This is a genomic window from Micromonospora sp. NPDC004551, from assembly GCF_040609975.1.
GTDB lineage: Bacteria > Actinomycetota > Actinomycetes > Mycobacteriales > Micromonosporaceae > Micromonospora.
The window spans coordinates 55,849-77,628 of record NZ_JBEXLM010000011.1 but is presented as its reverse complement, the minus strand read 5'-3'; the positions used below and the strand labels follow the sequence as shown (position 1 = coordinate 77,628).

The following is a 21,780-nucleotide window of genomic DNA, read 5'->3' as shown; positions in this document are numbered from 1 at the left end:
TTGGTAACGAAGTGGAAACTGCCCCCCGCCGACATATGGCGCACCGACGCCCATGATGGAAACGTGAACCGGCGGCCGGAGCGGCGGTGAGCGGAGGTTCGGTGGGGCAGCAGGACCACGGTCGGGTCGGTGGCCGGACGTCGTACCCGTACGGGCAGACACGGTCGGCGCTCCGCCGGCTCGCGCGGGCCCGGCAACGGCGGCGCTGGCTGCTGGAGGCGCTGGCCGCGTTCGCCTGCCTGGCCGCTCTGGTGGCCTACCTGGGCACCGAGCGGCACGACACGCCCCGCGAGGAGAGCGCGGTGCTGCCGGTCGCGCCGACCGGTCGCCCCGTGCTGCCGCCTCCGGGTGGCGCGCAGGCCGGTGCCGTCACGCCGGGGCTGAACCCCCGCCAGCGCCCGCCCTCGCCCAGCCCGTCGCCGTCCCGGCCCGCGGTGCCGCCGACGCTGACCGTGAGCCAGTCCGACGTGCCAGCGCGGGTCGACCTCAGCGCCGTGGGCACCCTCGACTGGGTCCAGTGGGGACACCTGGGCGCCCGGACGCCGGTGCGCAAGCGGCACGGCTCCGGCGGCATCCGCGACGAGGGCGGCCGGGGCGAGCGGCAGAGCTACAGCAACAACCCCGAGGCGTACGCCTGGCACGACGGCACGCCGGTCGGGTCGGTCGACGGCACCCTGTCCGGTGTGTACACCTGCGACCGCGGCAACGGCTTCACCCTGGCGGTGACCGCCGACGGCCAGCTGCGCACCGTGCACCTCTACGCCGGGCTGTGGATGGCCCGTGGCCGTCTCGACCTGCGGATCTCCGGCGGCGGGCCGGTCAGCACGCTCCGCATGGAGGATCCGCACACCGCGCACACCGCCGACTTCGCCATCCGGTTCCGCGCCGCGCCCGGCGCGAAACTGCTGATCAACTGGACCGTGGAGGAATCGCTGGGGGACTGCGGCAACGTCAGCCTCCAGGCGGTCGCGCTGCGCTGACCGCCGATCGCCGGGTGCCCGGGACCGCCCGGGGGTAGCGTGGGCCCGGCGGGCCGGCCGACGATCCGGGAGGGACACCGATGACCACGAGCGAGCAGGTGCTGGACAGCCCCGAGGGCTGGGTCGCCGAGCACATCCGGCGATACGTGGAGACCGGTGGCGCCGAGGGCCACGAATGGCGTCCCGGTGTCTTCACCCTGCTGCTGACCACCCGCGGCCGGCGCTCCGGCAAGCTGCGGCGCACCGCGCTGATCTACGGCCGGGACGGCGACGCCTACCTGGTGGTGGCCTCGCAGGGCGGCGCCCCGCAGCATCCCGCCTGGTACCTCAACCTGCTCGCCGACCCCGAGGCGCAGCTGCAGGTCGGCCCGGACACCTTCCCGGTCCGGGCGCGCACCGCGACGGCGGAGGAGAAGCCGCGGATGTGGCAGACCATGACGGCGATCTGGCCGGCGTACGACGAGTACCAGACGAAGACCGAACGGGAGATCCCGGTGGTGGTGCTGGAACGGGTCTGACCGCCCTGGGACAGTTTGTCCGTCGCGGCCGTCGGGGGGCGTCGTAGGTTTCCGATGTTCCCGTCCGACCATCCGCTGTGGAGGCTCGACCGATGAGCAGCAGTGCCCGCGTCATCCGTTCCGTCCCGCCGTCCGACGGCGACGTGCTGCGGGAGATCCCGCTGCCGCCGTACGTGACCGGCGAGGACGCCCAGTTCGCGGTGCGGGCGGTGGTGGTGCACGCGCCCCGGCGCTGGTCCGGCGGGACGATCTGCCGCAACGACGCGAGCCCGCACCCGTGCCGGCTGCACCGCTGGGGGCGCCGGGTGCTGGCGCTGCGCGGCCTGCCGCCGGCCGAGATCGACGCGCTCATCGAGCGCGGCGACCCCGCCGCCGAGCCGCGTCCGCCGCGGCCCGGCGCCTGACCGGCGGCCGCCGCCCCGGTTCCCGGGTCGGGGCCGCCCGGGCTCAGCAGACCGCCGGTTTCACCCAGGAGCACTCCAGCCCCTCGGGCACCCGCGGCGACTCCGGCGCCACCGGCACCGACAGCCGCGCCGTGGTCGTCGTCTTCTCGGTGTACGAGGCCAGCGCGATCGCGATCTGGTCCTCCAGCCCCTTGACCGACGAGGTCAGGTAGTTGTTGAGCACGACGGAGAAGGCCAGCACGTGCCCGTCGGCGTCGGTGGCGTAGCCGGAGAGGCTGGACGCCCCGGTCAGGCTTCCGGTCTTGGCGTGCACGTTGTTGGCCGCGGCGGTGCCGCCCATCCGGCTGCGCAGCGTGCCGCCGACGAACCGCTCCGGGTTGCCGGCCACCGGCAGGGCCGCGTACCAGCTGTCGAACCACGGCTCGGCGCGGACCGCCGAGAGCAGCGCGACGAACTGGGCGGGCGGGATCATGTTGCGCCGGGACAGCCCCGAGCCGTCGCGCTGGCGCAGCGTGCTGGTGTCCATCCCCGAGTCGCCCACGTACTCGCTGATCGCCGACAGCCCGGCGGCCCAGGTGCCGGAGCCGGAGAGGACCCGGCCCAGTTCCTTGGTGAGCACCTCGGCGTGGCCGTTGTTGGAGAGCTTGAGGAACGGCACCATCAGGTCGGCCAGCGGCATCGAGTCGTGCCGGGCGACCGGCTCGGCGTCCTCCGGGGTGGCCTGGCCGAGCACGGTCCGGCCGAGGACCCGCACCCCGTGCCGGCGCAGCGCCGACCGGAAGACGTCGGCGGCGTACCCGGTCGGTTCCCAGACCGTCATCCAGTCGCTCTCCTCGGCCTGGCCGACCGCGATCTGGCCGGTGACCACGATGGTGTTGCCACCGTGCTCCCGCTCGAAGGAGATCGTCGTCTCGCCGGTGGCGACGGTCTCGGCCCGGTTGTCGATCCGCAGCCAGCCGTTGGCCGGCGTCATGGTGACCGTGGGCCGCGCGCCGGCCTGTGCGCCCGGCGCGGCGTGCACGATCACCGTGCCGGCGTCGTAGTCGGTGTTCGGCGCGACGGTCAGCGCGGAGACCTGTGCCGCGTAGTAGTAGGACTCGTCGTCCCAGGTCCAGTCCGGGCCGAGCCGGGTCCGGTCGTAGCGGGTGTCGTCGGCGACCAGGTTGCCGGTCACGACCCGTACGCCCGCGGCGGCCACGTCGGCGGCCAGCCGGTCGTAGTCCTCGGCCAGCATGGTCGGGTCGCCCCCGCCGCGCAGGTAGAGGTTGCCGGAGAGCAGCCCGGCCCGGCGCACGCCGTCGCCGGTCACGTCGGTGGTGAAGCGGTGCCCGGGCCCGAGCAGTTCCATGGCCGCCGTCGAGGTGAGCAGCTTGGTGTTCGAGGCGGGGATGAGTCGCCGGTCCCCGTTGCGGTCGTAGAGGGTCTGCCCGGTGGTGGTGTCCACGACGACCACGCCCGCCTGCGCGCCGGCCAGCCGGGAGTCGGCGAGGACCGCGTCGATGGTCGCGTGCAGCCGGGTCTGCGCGGGGGTGGGCGCTTCGGCCGTGGCGGTGGGGGCGCCGGCGGTGGCCGCGGTGGCGACCAGTGCCAGCACCGCGAGCGCCCGGGGAAAGAGACGACGATGCATGTGCCGATGCTGCCATGGAGCTTTCCTCCAGAGAAGACTCCACAGCGAAAGTTATTGACGAACCGGCTGGATTACCCGCCGGGCGGCGGAACAAACATTCCCCGCGGCCGCCGCGCCGGCCCGCTGTCGACTGACCCGGCTCTATTTGACGGATGCCCGGGCAGGGGGCACCGTAGGCCAAGAGGGGCGTTCGACCTGCCCCGGTTTGCACGGCGAAGCCTGATTCGCCTTCCCGGGGTCCCGGCCGGCCACGTGGGCCGCACCGACCCGCCCGCGATTCCCGAACCAGCCAGAGGAGTTCCGCCATGCTGACCATGACCGACAACGCCGTCCTGGTGATCCGCGACCTCGCCAACCAGCAGGACGTCGCCGAGGCGGGTGGCCTGCGCATCGCCGCCGACACCGACGCCGGCTCGCTCTCCATCGAGCTGGTCGAGCAGCCGACCCAGGGCGACCAGGTGATCGACGACCAGGGGGCCCGCATCTTCCTCGACGCCGACGCCGCCGAACTGCTCAACGACACCTCGGTGGACGCCACCGTCGACGACGAGGGCATCGTGCAGTTCGGCTTCACCGAGAAGGAGTGACTCACCCGGCGCGGCGGGTCTCACCGCCGCGCTGCGCCCGGCCCGCGCGCCCTCGCTCGGGGACGTCCTGACCGGCCCGCCACGGCCCGCCGCGCTGCTCCCGCTCCGGCCGGAGCAGCGTGGCCAGCACGTGTGCCAGATGGTGCGACGTGCTCCAGGCGATCCAGTTCGCCGGCGAGCCCGCGCCCGCGCCCCGCCGTGCCCGGCGCACGATCTCGTGGTCGCCCCAGGAGAAGCTGGCCCCCGCGGCCGGCCAGTGCGCGGCCGCGACGAGCGTGCGGCACAGGTCGGCGAAGCGGTCGTCGCCCCGGCCGCCCCGGCGCGACCACCGGTAGACCCACCACGCCCCGGTCGCGGTGTAGCGCAGCGTCGGCAACCGGTCGCCCGGCCCGTCCGTCCCCGGCACCGCGCAGTCCACCCCGTAGTCGCCGTAGCCCACGCCGAGGTCCGCGAGGCGCTCCCAGAGCTGCCAGTCGAAGCGGTCCAGGCGGGCCGGCTCGTCGGTCGGCAGCCGGGCCAGCGTCGGCGGCATCCCGCCCGCCGCCACCGTCACCGAGCGCCAGGCGTGCCGCCGGGCCCACTCCGCCAGCCGCCGGACCCGGGGCTCGGCCAGCCGGACGTCGGCCGGGCAGCACACGTCCCCCGCGTCGACGAGCAGGTCGCACTGCTCCGGCACCAGCCGGGTCAACCGCCAGATCCGTTCCACGGCCGCGGTGGTCGCGTCCGGGCCCGCCCGGTCCTGCGCGGCCCGCAGGCGGACCACCGCCCGCCGCGCGTACTCCCGGGCGGCCACGCCGTGCGCCACCAGCCGCCGGTCGCCCTCCGCGAGCCCGATCACCGGCACCAGCGGTACGCCCCAGCGGACCAGCTCGCCCTCCGGCGACCCGGGCAGCGCCGACACGTCGACGGCGGGAAGGAGACCGGCCGGCAGCCGGCCGATCAGGTCCACAGTGCACGGATCCACCGCGTGGACGTCGATGACCGGGGCGAGCAGCGGAGCGGTGACGTCGTCGAGATGGGCCAGCGCCTCCAGCTCACCCCGGCGACCGGCCAGCACAGGGCGGTAGACCGGTTCCGCCGCCCGACCCCCGTGGGCGGGCACCATACTTCAATGTAGCGATCCGATCGCGTTCCGCCACAGGCTTTCCGGACCTCGTCGACGGTCCATCCGTCCTGATGATGGTCGGGTCCGGGCGGACCTCCCGTCCGCCCGGACCCCGTGGACCGGCACTCAGTCGTCGTCGCCGGACCGGTCCCCGCCGTGGTCGTCGTTCCGGTCGTCGCCCCCGTGGTCGTCGCCGCGGGTGCTGCCGTGGTCGTCGGTGTGGCGTCCGTCGTCCGTGCGGCGGGCCCCGTCGGCCCGCCGTTCGACCTCGACCACCGCGCCGTCGCCCCGGTCGACCTTGACCTCGTACGTCACGCCGGCACGCGTGACCTTGACACTCCACACCGGACGCGCGTGCTCGGTCTCCGCCTCGATCTCCACGATCCGGCCCCCGCCGAGCCGGGCCAGTGCCACCCGGCCGGCCCGCTGCCGATCGACGACCCCACTCGCCGGGGCGCCGCGCGTCGGGGCCGTGCCCGCGGTCGCGGAGTCGTCCGCTCCCGGGGTGTCGTCGGCCCCCGGGTTGTCGTCGGCCGTCCCCGGGGTGTCGTCCGCGCCGGGGTTGTCGTCGGCCGGGCCGGTGACGTCGGCGCTCACCGCGACCGGCGCGGTGGCCGGACCCGGCCCGTCCGCCGTGGTCACGCCGATGGCCACGCCGCTGACCGCCAGCGCCGCGGCCCCGCCGATCGCCGCCAGGACCAGGGAAGTTCGTCGCATCGTCTCCACCTCTCCTCGGGTTGTGTGTCGAGGATCGGTCCGGGCCGGCTAGTGCCGCGCTACCCGAGGTCTAAGGCCCGGTTAAGGCCGAGCCGGAGCGTCACCGCCGCCCCGCCGCCGGGGCCGCCACCCAGCTCGAGCCGCCCGCCGCTGGTCCGGGCGGCCCGGTCGGCGATGTCCAGGCCCAGCCCGGTCGACCCGGCCCCGCTGGCGCCCCGCCGCACCGACCCGGCCGGCAGGCCCGGGCCGGCGTCCACCACGGTCAGCACCGCCTGCCCGGCGTCCGGCACGAGGCGAACGGTGAACGGCGTGCCGTCGGGCGTGTGCGCGAACACGTTGCCCAGCAGCGCATCCACGGCGGCGGCCAGGTCGTCGCCGCTGACCCGCACCGGCAGTGGTCCGGGCGCGAGATCGAGCGTCACGGCCCGCCCGGTGTCCTCGGCCAGCACCGACCAGAACGCCACCCGCTCGGCGACCACCGCCGCCGCGTCGCAACCGCCGCCCTCGGCCGCCGTACGGCGCCAGCGCGCCTGCCGGATCACGCCGGTCACCGCCCGTTCCAGGCCGTCCACGGCGGTGGTCAGGCGCGCCGCGTCGTCCGGATCGCGCAGCGACTCGGCCTCCAGCCGCAGCACCGTCAGCGGCGTACGCAGCCGGTGCGACAGGTCGGCCACCTGCTCGCGCTCCTCGCGCAGCAGCACCTGGATCCGCTCGGCCAGGTGGTTCAGCGCGCCCGCGACCTCCCGCAGCTCGGGCGGTCCGGCCGGCTCGACGCGGGCGTCCAGCTCGGCGTTGGCGAGCCGGTGGGAGACCGCGCCGAGGTCGGCGATCGGCCGGATCAGGGCGCCGGCCAGCCGGTCGGCCACGGCCAGCCCGACCAGCACCAGGAGCAGGCCGAGCAGTGCCAGCACGAGCCAGGCCCGGGTCACCCCGGCGGTCAGCTCCGCCCCGGGCACGACGGTGCGGATCACCGCCGTCCCGTCCGGCCGGCCCTGCACCGCGATGACCACCTCCCGGCCGGCGGCGGACTCGACGGTCAGGCTCTGCCCCCGCGCGGCGAGGTCCACCGCCGGGGTACGCGCCACCGGCGCGCCGAGCACGGTGCCGTCCGGCAGGAACACGCTCACCTCGCGGCGCGAGTCGGCGGCGAACTGGTCGACGGTCAGCCGGACCGTGTCCGGTGCGGCCGTGCCGACCAACGGCACCAGGCTCTGGGCCTCGGCGGCGGCCCGGACGGTCGCCCGGTCCGCGGCGACCGTGCGAACCAGCACGGCCAGCGGGACCAGGAACGCGACCATGACGAGCACCCCGACGGCGGCGACCAGCAGCGCCAGCCGGCCCCTCACCGGCTGCTCTCCGGTGCGTTCAGCCGCACCCCGACACCGCGGACGGTGTGCAGGTAACGCGGTTCCTGGGCGCTCTCCCCGAGCTTGCGGCGCAGCCAGGACAGGTGCACGTCGACGGTCTTGTCCGCCCCGCCGTACGGGATCCGCCAGACCTCGGTGAGCAGCTCGCGCTTGGTGACCACCTGCCCGGGCCGGCCGGCGAGATGGTGCAGCAGGTCGAACTCGCGGGGCGTCAGCTCGACCGGTGCGCCGTCCAACGTGACCTGCCGCGCCCGCGGGTCGACCCGCAGCCCACCGACCACGAGCACCGGATCCGTCGCGGGGTCGGCCGCCGAGCGGCGCAGCACCGCCCGCGCCCGGGCGTCGAGCTGGGCCGCCGTGAAGGGCTTCACCAGGTAGTCGTCGGCGCCGGCGTCGAGCATCCGGACGATCTCGGCCTCGTCGTCGCGGGCGGTCGCCACGATGACCGGCACCGAGCTGACGGCGCGCAGCATCCGCAGCAGCTCGCCACCGTCCAGATCGGGCAGTCCCAGGTCGAGGACGACGAGGTCGGGCCGGTCGTCCAGCGCGTCGCGCAGCCCGTCCAGCGCGGTCGAGGCCGCGGCGACCGCGTGCCCGCGCTCGCGCAGCGCCCGGAGCAGCGGGGCGCGGATGGTCAGGTCGTCCTCGATGAGCAGCAGCCGGGCCACGGTTGGCAGGCTAGCCCCTCGCGCCGCCCGGTCCCGCACTCGTTAACCCGGCCTTAGCGTTCCCTGGAGCTCGGCACAACCCGGGATCGGGGAGACTCGGGGCATGGGCCGTCGTCCGATCCTCGCCGCCGCCGGGTGGCTGGCCACCACCGCCGCCGCCACCCTCGTCGGGCTGGCCGCGATCCAACTGGTCGGCACGGGCATCACCGGCACCCCCGGGGGCGTACGCGACCAGGCGGAGGTGGCGCGTGCCCTCGCCTCGACCGCGCCGGTGGCCACGACGCCGGGTGCGAGCGTGACGCCGGATGCGGGCGCGACGCCGACGGCCACCGCCGCGAGCGTGCCGCCGACGGCGAGCGGAACCGAACGCACCTTCCGCACCGCCGGCGGCACGGTGATCGCCGGGTGCGGGCCGGACGGGGTGCGCCTGGTGTCCTGGTCCCCGGCGCCGGGCTACCGGGTGAAGGATTACGACCGGGGGCCGGACGAGCACGTCGAGGTGCGCTTCGTCGGCGCCGAGGGGGAGCACGAGCTGCGCGTCCGGTGTCGCGGCTCCGAGCCGGTCATCACCCCGCACGACTGATGTTTTCCCAGCTCAATGAGGTTGACTGCCCTTGATCGGACAGTGCTGTCGCTGGTTGGTCGGCGGTGGCCCGGCATAGCTTCGGGAGCATGCCGCCGCCCCGCAGGGCGCGATCACCGTGGCGCCGCGCACCGGCATCCCCAACGCGGTCTTCCTCGAGACGTACGCCGCCAGCGGCCACACCGACCGCCCGTTCCACCTGGCCGTGCTGGCCTGACCCACGCGCGCCACCTCCTGTGGCAGCATCGCGCGGTGCGTCCCCACCGCCTGCTCGTCGCGGCCGCCGCCCTGCTGGCCCTCGCCCACCTGGTCGGGCTCTGGTACGCCCAGCCCCTGCTGCCCGCCGCGCAGGCGCTCGCCTGGTGCGCCCTGGCCGGCGCCGCCCTGACGGCGCCCGGCCTGCCGGCGCGCGCCCGGTACGGGCTGACCGTCGCCGGCCTCGCCGTCGCCGTGGCGGCCCGGCCGGGGCGGGACGACCGGAAGTTCCTCTGGGCCGGGGAGCCGCCGGTCGAGCCGGGATGGACCGGGGACCGGTTGCTGTGGGCCGTGGTCGGGATCGGGCTCGCGGTGGCCGTGGCCGCCCTGCCGAGGCGGGCGCCGGACCGGCGTCGTACCGCGATCGCCGTCGCGCTGGGCGGGCTGGCCGTGCTCCTCGCCGTGGCCCGTGACTCCGCGGCCCTCCTGCCCCCGTACGTGCTGCCGCCCGAGGCAGCCGACGTGCTGCCGGCGTACCTCGTGCTCGTGGTTCTGGCCCTGGTGGCGCTGGTCCGGTCGGGGGCGGTGCCCGTCACCCTGGGTCTGGGCCTGGCGGCGGTGGCCGCGCTCGGGGTGGCGCTGCCGGCCTGGACGTGGGGCGGCGCACCGGAGCCCGGGCTGACCTTCTACAGCGCGGAGGAGTACCGCGTCCGGGTGACCGGGGGTGGGTTCTGGGCGGACCTGCTGGGATTCCTGGCCGCGGCGCTGGTGCTGGCCGGCTGCCGGTGGGCGGAACGGGTGCACAGACGAGCGCACGGCGCCGCCCGACCTGGGTCGTAACGTCGCCGCGCTCTGGCCGTCTCCCACCACCGCAGCCGTACGGCGGTACGAAAGCGGGGACCTGGCTCGACCGGCCCGGCGTGCACCGGTCTTGTGAGCAGCAGATGCCCGTCCAGAGGGGATCCAAACCGGGCGCGGGTGGGGAATTCCACCATTTGCGAGTCCCGGCGTGAGCGGCGCGGGGACCGGGTATGAGCGGGCCATGGAGCATTTCACGATCGCGACCGTCGCCGAGAAGAGTCCCGACTTCCGCCGCGTGCTCTGGACCGGGCAGCACACCCAGCTGGTGATCATGACGATCCCGCCGGGCGGGGAGATCGGCGAGGAGGTCCACGAGGGCATCGACCAGATCCTCACCTTCGTCAGCGGGACCGGCGAGGCGCGGGTGGCGGGGGAGAAGAAGGACGTCGTGGCGGGCGATCTGGTGGTCGTGCCGGCCGGCACCAAGCACAACTTCGTCAACACCGGCCCCAACCCGCTCGTGCTGTACACGGTGTACGGCCCGCCGGACCACGCCGACGGGGCGGTGCACCGGACCAAGGAGGAGGCCGACGCGGCCGAGGCCGCCGGCGAGGACGAGCCGCCCACCTCCTGACCGCAAACTTCCTGCACATCGCAAGCATCGACGTTGATCTCTGCACGGGCCTAGCCTGGCGCCGACGGGGTGAACTTCCTCTACTCGGCCTCGGACATCACCTACCGGTAGGGCGGCCCGGCGCGGGCCCCCGGTCCGGGGGCCCGCGTCAGACCGTCGGCAGGCCGGAGACGTCCACCGTCTCCGGGTACTTGATGCCCGCGCCGGTGTTCAGCACCACCACCCGCTCGCCGGGGCGGATCCAGCCGCCGGCCCGCAGCTGCCGGGCGGCGGTCAGGCAGGCCGCCCCCTCGGGGCAGAGCAGCAGCCCCTCCCGGGCGGCGAAGTCGCGCAGGTCGGCGAGGATCTCCGCGTCGTCGACGGCGATCGCGGTGCCGCCGCTCTCGCGCAGCGCGGTCAGGATCAGCTCGTCGCCGAGCGGGGCGGGGACGGTGATGCCGAAGGCCACGGTGTGCGCGTCCGCCCACGGGGTGGCCCGCGCCTCGCCGGCCGCGAACGCCCGGACGATCGGCGCGCAGCCGGTGGACTGCACGGCGACCAGGCGGGGCAGCCGGTCCTCGACCCAACCCAGCTCGCGCAGCTCGTGCAGCGCCTTGTGGATGCCGATGAGCCCGACCCCGCCGCCGGTCGGGTAGATGATCACGTCGGGCACCTGCCAGCCGAGCTGCTCGACGATCTCGTACCCCATGGTCTTCTTGCCCTCCAGGCGGTACGGCTCGCGCAGCGTGCCGGCGTCGAAGACCCGCCCGCCCGACTCGGCGATCAGCCCGGCCACCCACCGGCCGGCATCGCTGATCAGGCCGTCCACCAGCCGCAGGTCCGCCCCGGCCGCGACGCACTCCCGCCGGCAGATGGTGGGCGCGGACAGCGGCATGGCGATCGTCGCGCCCATCCCGGCCCGGGCCGCGTACGTCGCCCAGGCCGCACCGGCGTTGCCGTTGGTCGGCATGGCGATCCGCTCGACGCCCAGCTCCCGGGCCCGGCTCACCCCGACCGCCGCGCCCCGGGCCTTGAACGACCCGGTCGGGGTCAGCCCCTCGTCCTTCACGATGAGGTCCGGGATCCCGATCTCGTGCCCGTACGCCGGCGCGCGCAGCAGCGGCGTCCAGCCCTCGCCCAGCGTGGTGACGAAGCGGGGATCGGCCACCGGCAGCAGCTCCCGGTAGCGCCACAGGTCGGCCGGGCGGAGCCCGAACTGCTCGGGGGTGACCGTCGCGGCCACCGCGGCCAGGTCGTAGCGGGCCAGCAGCGGCGAGCCGCACCCGCACAGGTTCTGCAACTTGTCGGCCGGACGCCGCTCGCCGCAGCGCGGGCACTCGAGGTGCGTCAGGTGCACGGTGCTCCTCAGCTCGGGTCGAGGCTCAGCCAGTGCCGGCTGCGCCGGCCCGGCTCGTAGGGGGAGTCCAGGCGCTTGGCCACCACTCCCGGGAGCCCCTGTTCGCGGGCGGTCCGCAGGGCGTCCGCGCCGACCCCCGGGAACCACGGCGGAGTCTGCCAGTGCGGGCCGGTGAGCGCCAGACCGTCGAGCAGCTCCCGGCGCTGGGCGTACGGCACGTCGAGGCTGGTCACGCCCTCCAGCCAGAGCAGATCGACGGCGAGGAACTGCCCGTCGCGCTTCGTCGGCGGCTTGACCCGCCCGCCCGGGTCGATCCGCACCAGCACGCCGTCCAGCACCGCCTCCACCGGGGCCAGTTCCTCGGCCATCGCCCGCAGCCACGGGTACGCCCCGCTGACGTCCTCGTCCGCCGAGTCGAGCAGCCGCAGACGGCCCCCGGAGACGTACGCCATCGCCCGCACCCCGTCCCAGCGCAGCTCGTAGCCCCAGGCGGCCTCGTCCTTCGGCAGGCCCTTGCCTGCGGTGGTGTGCATCGGGCGGACCAGCTCGGGCATGGGCGTCCAGCCCTCCGGGGCCGGGTCGGTGCGCCGCACCATCCAGTCACGGCCCCGGCCGCCGGTGGCGAAGAGCACGTACCGCCCCTTCGTCTTCCGGCCGTCCAGGACCACGATCACCTCGTCGTCGCGCCACTTCTCCAGGCGGTAGGTGCCGGTGTCGTGGACGGTCATCCGCCCGCCGCCGTACTCGCCGGCCGGGATCTCGCCGTGGAAGGTGAGGTACTCCATCGGGTGGTCCTCGGTGTGCACGGCGAGGTGGTTGCGGCTCGGGTCGCGGGGCAGCCCGCGCGGCACCGCCCAGGAGGCCAGCACGCCGTCGTGCTCCAGGCGCAGGTCCCAGTGCAGGCTGCGGGCGTGGTGCTGCTGGATCACGAACCGGGGCTTGCGCCGCGCGGCCCGCTTCCGCTCCGGGGTCCGTTCCGGCACCGGCTCCGGGGTACGCGCCGCGTCCCGTTTGCGCCGGTACTCCTCCAGCCGGTCAGCCACTCCCGCATTCTCCGGCAGGTCCGGCCCGATCGCCCGGTTCCCGCCTCTTCTGTCCCGTTCGGCCGCCGCCCGGCGGGTCGACGGCATGGTGGGGGCGATCACGGGTAGAAGCGTCGGTATGGACCTCGACCAGCCCACCGTCCCCCTGACCGGCGATGTCCGGATGCCGCTGCTCGGCTTCGGCACCTGGCAGGCCACCGGCAACGCCGGGTACGACGCCGTGCTCGCCGCCCTCGACGCCGGCTACCGGCACATCGACACCGCCACGATGTACGGCAACGAGAAGGAGGTCGGCCGGGCGATCCAGGAGAGCGGGCTGCGCCGCGAGGACCTCTTCATCACCACGAAGCTGCCGCCCGACCGGGTGGGCCGGGAACGGGAGACCATCGAGGCGAGCCTGGCCGCCCTGGAGACCGACCACGTCGACCTGTGGCTGATCCACTGGCCGCCGTCCTCACCCGCCGACAGCATCCCCGTCTGGCGCGAGATGCTCGCCGCGCGGGACGAGAACCTGGCCCGGACCGTCGGGGTGAGCAACTACAGCATCAGCCAGATCGACGAACTCATCCAGGCCACCGAGGAGACCCCGGCGGTCAACCAGATCCGCTGGAGCCCGTCGCTGTACGACCGGCAGGTGCACGCCGCCCACCGGGACCGCGGGGTGGTGCTGGAGGGCTACAGCCCCTTCAAGACCAGCGACCTCTCCGACCCGGTGCTGGTCCGGATCGCCCAGGCGCACGACGTCTCGCCGGCCCAGGTGGTGCTGCGCTGGCACATCGACCACGAGATCGTGGTCATCCCGAAGTCGGTCACGCCAGACCGGATCCGGGCCAACGCCGACGTGTTCCGCTTCTCGCTCACCGCCGAGGAGATGCGCGACATCGACGCCCTCGGCCACTGACCTCCATGACGCTCCACCGACGCGGGACGGCGCGACGGCGGCCACGGCCGGAGCGGGAGTACCTCCTGGTCCCGGGACTGCCGGAGATGTCCCCGTCGCTGAGCTGGATCTGCCGGGTGGTGGCCATCCCCGCGGGCGGCGCGCTGGTCGCCCCCGGCGAGAAGCTCTGGTACACCCTGCTCGACGTGACCCCGGCGGATTTCCGCCGACTGCCGCGGGTACGGCGGCGCCGGCGGGACGAGTTGCTGCACTGGCTCGTCCACGCCGCCTACGAGCGGCGGCGCGCCTGAGGCGGGGCGCGGCCCGTGCGGACCGCGCCCCGGGATCAGGTGGGCGTCACACCTTCGTGCAGGTGCTGCCGTTGAGGGTGAAGCTGGTGGGCGTGGAGAAGCCGCCGCTCAGCGTCGCCTGGTAGCCGAAGCTGGTCGAGGCGCCGGGTGCCAGCGTGCCGTTGTAGCTCAGGTTCCGCGCGGTCACCGCGGACCCGCTCTGCGTCACGGTGGCGTTCCACGAGCCGGTGATGGTCTGCCCGGAGGGCAGGTTGTAGTTCAGGGTCCAGCCGTTGACGGTGCTGGAGCCGGTGTTGGTGACCGTCACGTCGGCGGTGAAGCCGTTGTTCCAGACGTTGGTCGTGTACTTCACCGAGCAGGCGGCGTTGCCCGGCGGCGGGGTGGTGGCCGGCGGAGTGGTCGGCGTGGTGCCGCCGGTGTTGACGCTCTGCGAGAACGAGTTGACCGCCAGGCCGACGCCGCCCTGCCACGGCTCGAAGCCGGCCTGGATGCTGGTCAGGTACCAGTCGCTGGTGATCGCGCCGCGGTTCTTCGTGTCGTTGATGAACGCCATGGCGTCGAAGCTCAGGCTGGGGATCGCCGACGGCGCCACGTACGAGATGACGTTGTTCGAGCCGTTGCTGCCCCGCCAGACCTCCCAGGTCCGGCCGGCGACGCTGGCGGTGCCGACCACGGAGCCGATCGGCTGGATGGGGCCCTGCCGGTTGAACCAGATCATGATCTCCATCTGGCTCACCCCGTCCTTCTTCGGCGTGGGGTCGAGCCAGATGTCGTACGCGGCGTCGTAGACCGCGCCGCTCACGTAGGTGTAGCTGATGCTGCTCGGCGCGCTGCTGATGCTCTTCACCTGGACCGGCAGGTTGGTGCCGGGTGAGCAGTTCGTGTAGTGGCAGCCCACGAAGATCGACGGATACGACACCGGCGCGCCGCTGGTGTTCCCCACCCCGTCCTGGCGGGTGATGGAGAAGCCGGTGGAGGTCACGTTGATGCACTGCTGCGCGCTGGTGCCCCAGCGGTTGTTCTGTACGACGTACTTCCCGCCGATGGTGGTCGAGCCGTACTGCTCGCAGATCTGGGTGTCGGCGGAGGCGGTGCCGCCGAGCGCGACGGCGACGATCGAGCCGGCGGCCAGCAGGCCGGCCACGGCGAGGGCCCTCAGTGGACGCTTCATGATGCTCCTTGGCTCGGCGCGGGGGCGCCGATTCGTGTCGGGGGGTCGGGCCGGGAGCGCTCCCATGGTTCGCCCAACACATTTACATGTCTGAAACTCCTGCGCAACCGCACGGACGGAGTCGATCGATCCGAACACGGTGCGTGAGTGATCGATGGCTGCCTGCTGGGGCGGGCGCCGGGCCGATCCCCCGGTCGGGGTGGGATTCCCGCCGGTGGGAGGGCTCCCGGAGGCTGACCGGGCGTCCACGCCAGGGCCGATGGACACTTCCGCCCGTTGGTTGCGGCGAGTAATGTCTTGCCTCCAACGCGTTCCGATCCCCTCCGGAGGCGTACCCCACGATGGGTGGTTCCCCCCTGCGCATCCTCGTCGTCGGCGCGGGCATCGCCGGTCTCGCCGTGGCCCGGGCGCTGCGCCTCGCGGGATTCCGGCCCGACGTGACCGAGAGGCTGCCCCCGACCGAGCGCGCCGACATCGGTCTCTACCTCCCGGGCAACGCCGCCCGCGCGCTCCGCCGGCTCGACCTCGACGGCCCGGTACGCCCCCTCGGCGAGGTCATCCACCGGCAGCGCTTCCTGGACGCCACCGGCGCGCCGCTCTGCGAGGTCGACCTCGACGCGCTGTGGGCCGGAGTGGGGGAGTGCCGCGCCCTGCCCCGCGCCGAGCTGCACCGGGTGCTGCTCACCGGTGCCGGCGGGGCCGTCCGGCACGGCGCCGAGGTGAGCACCGTCGAGCCGCTGCCCGGCGGCGTCGCGGTCGGCTTCACCGACGGCACCAGCGGCGAGTACGACCTGGTCATCGGCGCCGACGGGCCCCGCTCAGCGGTGCGCACCCTGGCCGCGCTCGGCGGGCCGCCCCGCCCCGCCGGCCAGGTGGTCTACCGCAGCGTGGTGCGCGGCGGCCCCCGGGTGGCCGACTGGACCGCCCTGCTCGGCCGGCGCGCCGGCTTCCTGGTGGCGCCGCTCGGCGCGGGCCGGCTGCACTGCTACGCCGACGAGGCCGGCACCAGCCTGCCCGCCGATCCGCTCGCCCGGCTGCACGAGCTGTTCGGCGACTACGGCGGCCCGGTGCCCGAGGTGCTCGCCGCGCTGGAGACCGTGGACGTGGAGCTCACCACGGAGGTCGAGCTGGGGCGCTGGTTCCACGGCCGGGTCCTGCTCGTCGGCGACGCGGCTCACGCCACCGCGCCGACGCTCTCCCAGGGCGCCGCCATGGCGCTGGAGGACGCCGTGGTGCTCGCCGAGTCGCTGAAGGCGGCCGGCAGCGTCGAGGCGGCCCTGCTCGCATACGAGAGCCGCCGCCGCCCGCGTACCCGCTGGGTGCGGGACCGGACCCGGGACCGCAACCGCACCCGCGACGTGCCGCCGGCGCTGCGCGACCCGTTGCTGCGCGGACGCGGCGGGCGGATCTTCCGGGAGCACTACCGGCTGCTGACCGGCCCGCTCTAGAGCGGCGGTGATCGTAGCCGCCCACCCCACGCGGCGGGGCCCACTACCGGGGACTATCCTCCTTGCGGATGACGGCTGCGCAGATGAACAGCGCGCCGAGCGGGACAACCCAGAACCGGAGGCCACTCGTGACCACCGTCGCACCCAAGCCGGTCGTGACCCGGCCCTGGCCGGTCCGCGAGCCGGTCAAGGGGTCGGCAATCGCGCGGCTGCTGCGCACCACGGACGCGAAGCAGATCGGGATCATGTACATGGTCACCGCGTTCGCGTTCTTCATGATCGGTGGGCTCATGGCCCTGATCATGCGCGCCGAGCTGGCGCGGCCGGGCCTGCAGTTCCTGTCGCCCGAGCAGTACAACCAGCTCTTCACCATGCACGGCACGATCATGCTGCTGTTCTTCGCGACGCCGATCGTGTTCGCCTTCGCGAACTACGTGGTGCCGCTGCAGATCGGCGCGCCCGACGTGTCGTTCCCCCGCCTGAACGCCTTCGCCTACTGGCTGTACCTGTTCGGCGGCACCATGGCCACCGCGGGCTTCATCGCCCCGGGCGGCGCGGCCGACTTCGGCTGGACGGCGTACACGCCGCTGAGCACCGCCGAGCACGCCCCGGGCGTCGGCGCGAACATGTGGGTGGTCGGCCTGGCCATCTCCGGTCTGGGCACCATCCTCGGCGCGGTCAACCTGATCACCACGATCCTGACCCTGCGCGCCCCCGGCATGACCATGTTCCGGATGCCGATCTTCACCTGGAACATGCTGGTCACCAGCCTGCTGGCCATCCTGGTCTTCCCGCTGCTGGCCGCCGCGCTCTTCGCGCTCGCCGCGGACCGCCTGATCGGCGCCCACGTGTACGACCCCGCCACCGGCGGCCCGATGCTCTGGCAGCACCTGTTCTGGTTCTTCGGGCACCCCGAGGTCTACATCATCGCGCTGCCGTTCTTCGGCATCATCACCGAGATCATCCCGGTCTTCTCCCGGAAGCCGATCTTCGGCTACAAGGGCCTGGTCGCCGCGACCATCGCCATCGCCGCCCTGTCGATGAGCGTGTGGGCGCACCACATGTTCGCCACCGGCCAGGTGCTGCTGCCGTTCTTCAGCTTCCTGAGCTACCTGATCGCCGTGCCGACCGGCATGAAGTTCTTCAACTGGATCGGCACCATGTGGCGGGGCCAGATCACCTTCGAGACGCCGATGCTCTTCGCGGTCGGCTTCCTGGTGACCTTCCTCTTCGGTGGCCTCACCGGCGTGCTGCTGGCCAGCCCGCCGCTGGACTTCCACCTGCACGACTCGTACTTCGTGGTGGCGCACTTCCACTACGTGCTCTTCGGCACCATCGTGTTCGCCGTCTTCGGCGGCATCTACTTCTGGTTCCCGAAGATGTTCGGCCGGATGCTCGACGAGCGGCTCGGCAAGATTCACTTCTGGCTGACCATGATCGGTTTCCACACCACCTTCCTGGTGCAGCACTGGCTCGGCGCCGAGGGCATGCCCCGCCGCTACGCCGACTACCTGCCCGGTGACGGCTTCACCTTCCTGAACACGCTGTCGACGATCGGCGCGTTCATCACCGGCATCTCGACCCTGCCGTTCATCTGGAACTGCTGGAAGTCGTACAAGACCGGTCCGGTGGTCGAGGTCGACGACCCGTGGGGCCACGGCAACTCGCTCGAGTGGGCCACCAGCTCCCCGCCGCCCCTGCGGAACTTCGACCGGATGCCGCGGATCCGCTCCGAGCGGCCGGCGTTCGACCACAAGTTCCCGGAGCTGGCCGCCGGCCAGACCCTGGCCGGCCCGCCGGAGGGCGGCGCGAAGCCGCTCACCAGCGAGTCCGACGGTGGCGCCAGCTACCAGGAGGACACCGAGGGCCGGCTCGAGAAGAGCTGACCCAGGCAGACCGAAAGACGGGCGCCGCACCCCCTCCAGGGGCGCGGCGCCCGTCGCGTTTCCCGCCTCCAGCCGCCCCCACCCGGGTCGCGACCGTCCCACCGCGTTGATCAAGGAGTTTGCGTCAGGAACAGGCCCGGAGCCGACGCAAACTCCTTGATCAACCCCGCACACTGTCGCGCCGACAGGGCTGGGAGGGGCCCGGCTGGGGCCGCCCGCCGGACCCCGGTCCGCCCGCGGGGGTTGATCAAGAGGGTTGCGTCCGGAATCGGCCTGGAGCTGACGCAAACTTCTTGATCAACCCTGCCGTGCGGGCGGGGGAGGGAGGGAGGGAGGGAGGGAGGGAGGTCAGTGGGTTGCGGGGGCCAGGTCGGGTTGCGGGGTGGGGATCTGCTCGCGGCGGTGGCGGAGTTCGATCGGGAGGACGGCCAGGGTGACCAGCAGCCCGATCGCCCCGGTCACCGCGAACCCCCAGGCCGGCGCCGAGGCGTCGATGACCGCGCCGGCCAGCGGCGCCCCCAGCGCGATGCCGACCGTGACGGCCGAACCGTGCAGGCCCATGGCCTCGCCGCGTACGCCGGCCGGGGCGAGCCGGCTCACCGCGTCCGAGGTCGAGGCGATGGACGGCGCGCAGAGGGCACCGGCGGGAACGAGCGCCAGGCAGAGCAGCCACCAGTGCGACCCGCCCAGCCCCACCGGGATGGTGGTCACGCCCAGCGCCGCGACGAGGGCCAGCGGGGAGAGGGAGCGGGTGACCGCCCCGTACGCGAAGCCGCCCACCAGCGAGGCGACCGCCCACATGGCCAGGACGGCGCCGGTCCAGCCGACCTCCCCGCCCTCGCGCAGCACGGCGACCACGGCCACGTCGGTGCCGCCGAGCACCAGGGTGGCGGCCAGGCTGACCGCCAGGACGGCGAGCAGCCGCGGGGTGAGCCACTCCCGGCGGGGCACCTTGCGGGCCGGCCCGACCGGCTCGTCGGCGGCGCGGGTGGGCGGGTCGAGCAGCCAGAAGCAGATGCCGGAGGCGACGATCCCGGCGCCGACCGCCCACATGGTGAGCCGGGGCGACACGGCGGCGGCCATGGCCACGGCCAGCGCGGGGCCGACCATGAACGACAGCTCCACCGACATCGAGTCGAGCGCGTACGCGGGGCGGCGCCGCTCGGCCGGCACCAGCGCGGCGACCGACTGGCGGACCACCGAGAAGACCGGCAGCGCGAACAGGCCGGCCAGGAACGCGGTGGGCAGCAGCACGGGGTACGACAGGGTCGGCGCGCTGGCCCAGAAGACGCCCTCGGCGACCGTGGTGAGCAGCAGCACCGGGCGCAGCCCGCGCCGGTCGACCAGCCGGCCGAGCAGCGGGGAGCCGAGCGCGGCGCCGACGGTGGAGGCGGCACCGACCAGCCCCGCCGCGCCGTAGCCGCGACCGAGGTCGAGCACGACGTGGAAGGTGAGCGTCACGCCGGTCGCGGTGAGCGGGATGCGCGCCAGCACCGAGATCAGCAGCAACGACCGGAGACCGGGCAGGGCGAGCGCCTCCCGGTAAGGCTTCAAGTTCACGACGGTCCGTACCTCCGGCCGACATCCTCGACCGGGGGTACGACAGCCGCAACCAATTACCTGCTCAAGCGGCCCTGATCACAGGGTCGCCGACCATGGTCACCCCGGCGCCCTCGAAGGCCCGCAGCGCCACGTCGAGGGTGTCGGGCGCGACGGCGGCGGTCAGGTCCAGCAGCACGGTGGTCCGGAAGCCCTCCCGGGCGGCGTCCAGCGCGGTGGCCCGGACGCAGTGGTCGGTGGCGATGCCCACCACGTCGACCCGGTCGACGTCGTGCCGGCGCAGCCAGTCGGCCAGGCGCTCGCCGTCGTCGGCGTGTCCCTCGAAGCCGGAGTACGCCGCCGCGTGCTCGCCCTTGTGGAAGATCGCCTCCACCCGGCCGGTCGCCAGGTCGGGGTGGAACTCGGAGCCGGCGGTGCCCACCACGCAGTGCCGCGGCCAGGAGTCGACGTAGTCCGGCGGGTTGCCGAAGTGCGCGCCCGGGTCGATGTGGAAGTCCTTCGTCGCGACCACGTGGTCCCAGCGGTCCGGCTCGGCGTCGAGCAGCCGGGAGATGCCGGCGGCGACCCCCGCCCCGCCGGTCACCGCCAGCGAGCCGCCCTCGCAGAAGTCGTTCTGCACGTCCACGATGATCAAGGCGTTGGCCATGTCGGTCCTCTCAGCTCGCGGGTACCACGGTCACCGGGACGGCCGGGTCCCCGCCGGAGAGCTTGAGGCCCTCCCACGGGATGGAGATCAGGCACTGCCGCAGGTGCTCCCGGGACTCGTCGAGGGTGGGCCGCGCCACGGGCTCGCCCTCGACGACGAACGAGTGCTGGAGCAACCGGTCGTTGGGCTGCCGGTCCGGCACCCCCTGCGGCACGATGACCTCCTCGGTGGCGGTGCCGGTCGGCTTGTGCCGGCGGACGGCCACCTTCCGGCCGCCGATGGTGGCCTTGTGCTCGGAGCGTTTGACCACCGGTCGCCCCTCCACCTCGACCAGCTTGTAGACCAGGCCGGCGGTGGGGGCGCCCGAGCCGGTCACCACGGCGGTGCCCGCGCCGTACATGTCGACCGGCTCGGCGGCGAGCGAGGCGATGGCGTACTCGTCGAGATCGCCGGAAACGATGATCTTGGTCTCGGTGGCGCCGAGCGAGTCGAGCAGTTCGCGGGACTGCTGGGCGATCACCGCGAGGTCGCCCGAGTCGATGCGGACCGCGCGCAGGTCCGGCCCGGCCACCGCGATGGCGTTGCGGATGCCCTGGCTGATGTCGTAGGTGTCGACCAGCAGCGTGGTGTCCTTGCCCAGCGTGGCGACCTGCGAGGCGAACGCGGTCCGCTCGTCGTCGTGCAGCAGGGTGAACGCGTGGGCGGCGGTGCCGGCGGTGGGGATGCCGTAGCGCTGGCCGGCGGCCAGGTTGGAGGTGAACCGGAACCCGGCCAGGTAGGCCGCCCGGGCGGCGGCCACCGCCGCCTCCTCGTGCGCCCGGCGGGAGCCCATCTCGATCAGTGCCCGGCCCCGGGCGGCGGTGACCATCCGCGCCGCGGCGGCGGCCACCGCGCAGTCGTGGTTGAGCACCGACAGCGCCAGCGTCTCCAGCACCACGCACTCGGCGAAGGTGCCGGAGACGGTGAGGATCGGTGAGCCGGGGAAGAACAGCTCACCCTCGGCGTACCCATCGACGTCGCCCGTGAAGCGGTAGTCGGTCAGCCACTGGGCGGCGCGGTCGTCCACCACGCCGGTGCGGCGCAGGAAGTCGACCTCCTCGGGGTCGAACCGGAAGTCGCGGATCAGGTCGATCAGCCGCCCGGTGCCGGCGACCACGCCGTAGCGCCGGCCGGCCGGCAGCCGCCGGCTGAACACCTCGAAGACGCAGCGACGGTCGGCCGTGCCGTCCCGCAGGGCGGCGCTGACCATGGTCAGCTCGTAGTGGTCGGTCAGCAGCGCGGGGCGAAGGGTGCTCACCGCCCCAGCCTAGAGT

At 73.9% G+C, this 21,780-nt stretch carries 22 protein-coding genes; 11 read left to right on the top strand and 11 right to left on the bottom strand.

The window, feature by feature from the left end; all coding sequences use genetic code 11:
• The first annotated feature begins 101 nt into the window (after window positions 1-101).
• From ABZW14_RS15555 to ABZW14_RS15545, 3 genes are all read left to right on the top strand, one after another.
• Window positions 102-980, top strand: a complete 879-nt coding sequence (locus ABZW14_RS15555; protein WP_355345925.1) for a hypothetical protein — start codon at window positions 102-104, stop codon at window positions 978-980.
• Between the two features lie 80 nt (window positions 981-1,060).
• Window positions 1,061-1,498, top strand: coding sequence for a nitroreductase family deazaflavin-dependent oxidoreductase (locus tag ABZW14_RS15550; protein WP_355345922.1), 438 nt, complete (start codon window positions 1,061-1,063; stop codon window positions 1,496-1,498).
• Window positions 1,499-1,590: 92 nt separating this feature from the next.
• Window positions 1,591-1,902 (top strand): hypothetical protein, encoded by a 312-nt coding sequence (locus ABZW14_RS15545; RefSeq protein WP_355345919.1) that lies wholly within the window; start codon window positions 1,591-1,593, stop codon window positions 1,900-1,902.
• A 43-nt stretch (window positions 1,903-1,945) separates the two neighbouring features.
• Here the strand turns inward: ABZW14_RS15545 and dacB are convergent, their stop codons facing one another.
• On the bottom strand, window positions 1,946-3,529 hold the full coding sequence (dacB, locus tag ABZW14_RS15540) for a D-alanyl-D-alanine carboxypeptidase/D-alanyl-D-alanine-endopeptidase (protein ID WP_355345916.1): 1,584 nt from the start codon (window positions 3,527-3,529) through the stop codon (window positions 1,946-1,948).
• A 305-nt stretch (window positions 3,530-3,834) separates the two neighbouring features.
• On the opposite strand from dacB, the gene ABZW14_RS15535 reads away from it, so the two are divergent.
• The gene (locus ABZW14_RS15535; RefSeq protein ID WP_091269551.1) at window positions 3,835-4,116 is read left to right on the top strand and encodes an iron-sulfur cluster biosynthesis family protein; all 282 of its coding nucleotides are present in this window, start codon (window positions 3,835-3,837) and stop codon (window positions 4,114-4,116) included.
• A gap of 1 nt (window position 4,117) precedes the next feature.
• Here the strand turns inward: ABZW14_RS15535 and ABZW14_RS15530 are convergent, their stop codons facing one another.
• The 4 genes from ABZW14_RS15530 to ABZW14_RS15515 form a co-directional block, all read right to left on the bottom strand.
• The gene (locus ABZW14_RS15530) at window positions 4,118-5,221 is read right to left on the bottom strand and encodes a hypothetical protein (RefSeq protein ID WP_355345912.1); all 1,104 of its coding nucleotides are present in this window, start codon (window positions 5,219-5,221) and stop codon (window positions 4,118-4,120) included.
• Window positions 5,222-5,347: 126 nt separating this feature from the next.
• On the bottom strand, window positions 5,348-5,938 hold the full coding sequence (locus tag ABZW14_RS15525) for a PepSY domain-containing protein (RefSeq protein ID WP_355345909.1): 591 nt from the start codon (window positions 5,936-5,938) through the stop codon (window positions 5,348-5,350).
• A gap of 59 nt (window positions 5,939-5,997) precedes the next feature.
• Window positions 5,998-7,284, bottom strand: coding sequence for a HAMP domain-containing sensor histidine kinase (locus ABZW14_RS15520; RefSeq protein WP_355345906.1), 1,287 nt, complete (start codon window positions 7,282-7,284; stop codon window positions 5,998-6,000).
• Entirely contained in the window at window positions 7,281-7,973 is a 693-nt protein-coding gene (locus ABZW14_RS15515; protein WP_355345903.1) for a response regulator transcription factor, read from the bottom strand. The genes ABZW14_RS15520 and ABZW14_RS15515 overlap by 4 nt, the downstream gene beginning before the upstream one ends.
• Before the next feature lie 103 nt (window positions 7,974-8,076).
• On the opposite strand from ABZW14_RS15515, the gene ABZW14_RS15510 reads away from it, so the two are divergent.
• The 3 genes from ABZW14_RS15510 (at window position 8,077) to ABZW14_RS15500 (ending at window position 10,186) form a co-directional block, all read left to right on the top strand.
• Window positions 8,077-8,556 carry a septum formation initiator gene (locus ABZW14_RS15510; RefSeq protein WP_355345900.1) on the top strand — a complete coding sequence of 160 codons (480 nt, stop codon included), beginning with the start codon at window positions 8,077-8,079 and terminating at the stop codon, window positions 8,554-8,556.
• Window positions 8,557-8,808: 252 nt separating this feature from the next.
• Window positions 8,809-9,591 carry a hypothetical protein gene (locus ABZW14_RS15505; RefSeq protein WP_355345897.1) on the top strand — a complete coding sequence of 261 codons (783 nt, stop codon included), beginning with the start codon at window positions 8,809-8,811 and terminating at the stop codon, window positions 9,589-9,591.
• 202 nt (window positions 9,592-9,793) lie between these two features.
• Window positions 9,794-10,186 (top strand): cupin domain-containing protein, encoded by a 393-nt coding sequence (locus ABZW14_RS15500; protein ID WP_355345894.1) that lies wholly within the window; start codon window positions 9,794-9,796, stop codon window positions 10,184-10,186.
• A 148-nt stretch (window positions 10,187-10,334) separates the two neighbouring features.
• Here the strand turns inward: ABZW14_RS15500 and ABZW14_RS15495 are convergent, their stop codons facing one another.
• Window positions 10,335-11,522, bottom strand: coding sequence for a threonine synthase (locus tag ABZW14_RS15495; RefSeq protein WP_355345891.1), 1,188 nt, complete (start codon window positions 11,520-11,522; stop codon window positions 10,335-10,337).
• An 8-nt stretch (window positions 11,523-11,530) separates the two neighbouring features.
• Window positions 11,531-12,565, bottom strand: a complete 1,035-nt coding sequence (locus ABZW14_RS15490) for a DNA polymerase ligase N-terminal domain-containing protein (protein WP_355345888.1) — start codon at window positions 12,563-12,565, stop codon at window positions 11,531-11,533.
• A 118-nt stretch (window positions 12,566-12,683) separates the two neighbouring features.
• On the opposite strand from ABZW14_RS15490, the gene ABZW14_RS15485 reads away from it, so the two are divergent.
• Window positions 12,684-13,466 carry an aldo/keto reductase gene (locus ABZW14_RS15485; RefSeq protein WP_355345885.1) on the top strand — a complete coding sequence of 261 codons (783 nt, stop codon included), beginning with the start codon at window positions 12,684-12,686 and terminating at the stop codon, window positions 13,464-13,466.
• A gap of 5 nt (window positions 13,467-13,471) precedes the next feature.
• Entirely contained in the window at window positions 13,472-13,756 is a 285-nt protein-coding gene (locus tag ABZW14_RS15480; protein WP_355345882.1) for a hypothetical protein, read from the top strand.
• A gap of 46 nt (window positions 13,757-13,802) precedes the next feature.
• On the opposite strand, the gene ABZW14_RS15475 is transcribed toward ABZW14_RS15480, so the two are convergent.
• A complete protein-coding gene (locus ABZW14_RS15475) occupies window positions 13,803-14,927 on the bottom strand; it encodes a cellulose binding domain-containing protein (protein ID WP_355345879.1) in 1,125 nt (374 codons plus the stop codon).
• A gap of 341 nt (window positions 14,928-15,268) precedes the next feature.
• Between ABZW14_RS15475 and ABZW14_RS15470 the strand changes: the two genes are divergently transcribed.
• Both ABZW14_RS15470 and ctaD read left to right on the top strand, forming a co-directional pair.
• Window positions 15,269-16,375: an FAD-dependent monooxygenase gene (locus ABZW14_RS15470; protein ID WP_355345876.1), complete on the top strand. Its 1,107-nt coding sequence runs from the start codon at window positions 15,269-15,271 to the stop codon at window positions 16,373-16,375.
• A gap of 128 nt (window positions 16,376-16,503) precedes the next feature.
• Complete coding sequence (gene ctaD / locus ABZW14_RS15465; RefSeq protein WP_355345873.1) at window positions 16,504-18,261, top strand: cytochrome c oxidase subunit I; 1,758 nt, start codon at window positions 16,504-16,506, stop codon at window positions 18,259-18,261.
• Between the two features lie 348 nt (window positions 18,262-18,609).
• Here ctaD and ABZW14_RS15460 read toward each other — a convergent pair whose 3' ends face one another.
• The 3 genes from ABZW14_RS15460 to ABZW14_RS15450 all read right to left on the bottom strand — a co-directional run bounded on the left by ABZW14_RS15460 (window position 18,610) and on the right by ABZW14_RS15450 (window position 21,764).
• Window positions 18,610-19,821, bottom strand: a complete 1,212-nt coding sequence (locus ABZW14_RS15460; protein ID WP_355345870.1) for an MFS transporter — start codon at window positions 19,819-19,821, stop codon at window positions 18,610-18,612.
• A gap of 64 nt (window positions 19,822-19,885) precedes the next feature.
• Window positions 19,886-20,467: an isochorismatase family protein gene (locus tag ABZW14_RS15455; protein WP_355345867.1), complete on the bottom strand. Its 582-nt coding sequence runs from the start codon at window positions 20,465-20,467 to the stop codon at window positions 19,886-19,888.
• 10 nt (window positions 20,468-20,477) lie between these two features.
• Window positions 20,478-21,764 carry a nicotinate phosphoribosyltransferase gene (locus ABZW14_RS15450; protein ID WP_355345864.1) on the bottom strand — a complete coding sequence of 429 codons (1,287 nt, stop codon included), beginning with the start codon at window positions 21,762-21,764 and terminating at the stop codon, window positions 20,478-20,480.
• Window positions 21,765-21,780: the final 16 nt, after the last annotated feature.

Bases quoted from the DNA above. Each gene is read 5' to 3' on its own strand.
- ABZW14_RS15550 (WP_355345922.1), top strand. From the start codon at position 1,061: ATGACCACGAGCGAGCAGGTGCTGGACAGCCCCGAGGGCTGGGTCGCC.
- ABZW14_RS15545 (WP_355345919.1), top strand. From the start codon at position 1,591: ATGAGCAGCAGTGCCCGCGTCATCCGTTCCGTCCCGCCGTCCGACGGC.
- dacB (WP_355345916.1), bottom strand. From the start codon at position 3,529: ATGCATCGTCGTCTCTTTCCCCGGGCGCTCGCGGTGCTGGCACTGGTC.
- ABZW14_RS15535 (WP_091269551.1), top strand. From the start codon at position 3,835: ATGCTGACCATGACCGACAACGCCGTCCTGGTGATCCGCGACCTCGCC.
- ABZW14_RS15530 (WP_355345912.1), bottom strand. From the start codon at position 5,221: ATGGTGCCCGCCCACGGGGGTCGGGCGGCGGAACCGGTCTACCGCCCT.
- ABZW14_RS15525 (WP_355345909.1), bottom strand. From the start codon at position 5,938: ATGCGACGAACTTCCCTGGTCCTGGCGGCGATCGGCGGGGCCGCGGCG.
- ABZW14_RS15510 (WP_355345900.1), top strand. From the start codon at position 8,077: ATGGGCCGTCGTCCGATCCTCGCCGCCGCCGGGTGGCTGGCCACCACC.
- ABZW14_RS15500 (WP_355345894.1), top strand. From the start codon at position 9,794: ATGGAGCATTTCACGATCGCGACCGTCGCCGAGAAGAGTCCCGACTTC.
- ABZW14_RS15485 (WP_355345885.1), top strand. From the start codon at position 12,684: ATGGACCTCGACCAGCCCACCGTCCCCCTGACCGGCGATGTCCGGATG.
- ABZW14_RS15480 (WP_355345882.1), top strand. From the start codon at position 13,472: ATGACGCTCCACCGACGCGGGACGGCGCGACGGCGGCCACGGCCGGAG.
- ABZW14_RS15475 (WP_355345879.1), bottom strand. From the start codon at position 14,927: ATGAAGCGTCCACTGAGGGCCCTCGCCGTGGCCGGCCTGCTGGCCGCC.
- ABZW14_RS15470 (WP_355345876.1), top strand. From the start codon at position 15,269: ATGGGTGGTTCCCCCCTGCGCATCCTCGTCGTCGGCGCGGGCATCGCC.
- ABZW14_RS15455 (WP_355345867.1), bottom strand. From the start codon at position 20,467: ATGGCCAACGCCTTGATCATCGTGGACGTGCAGAACGACTTCTGCGAG.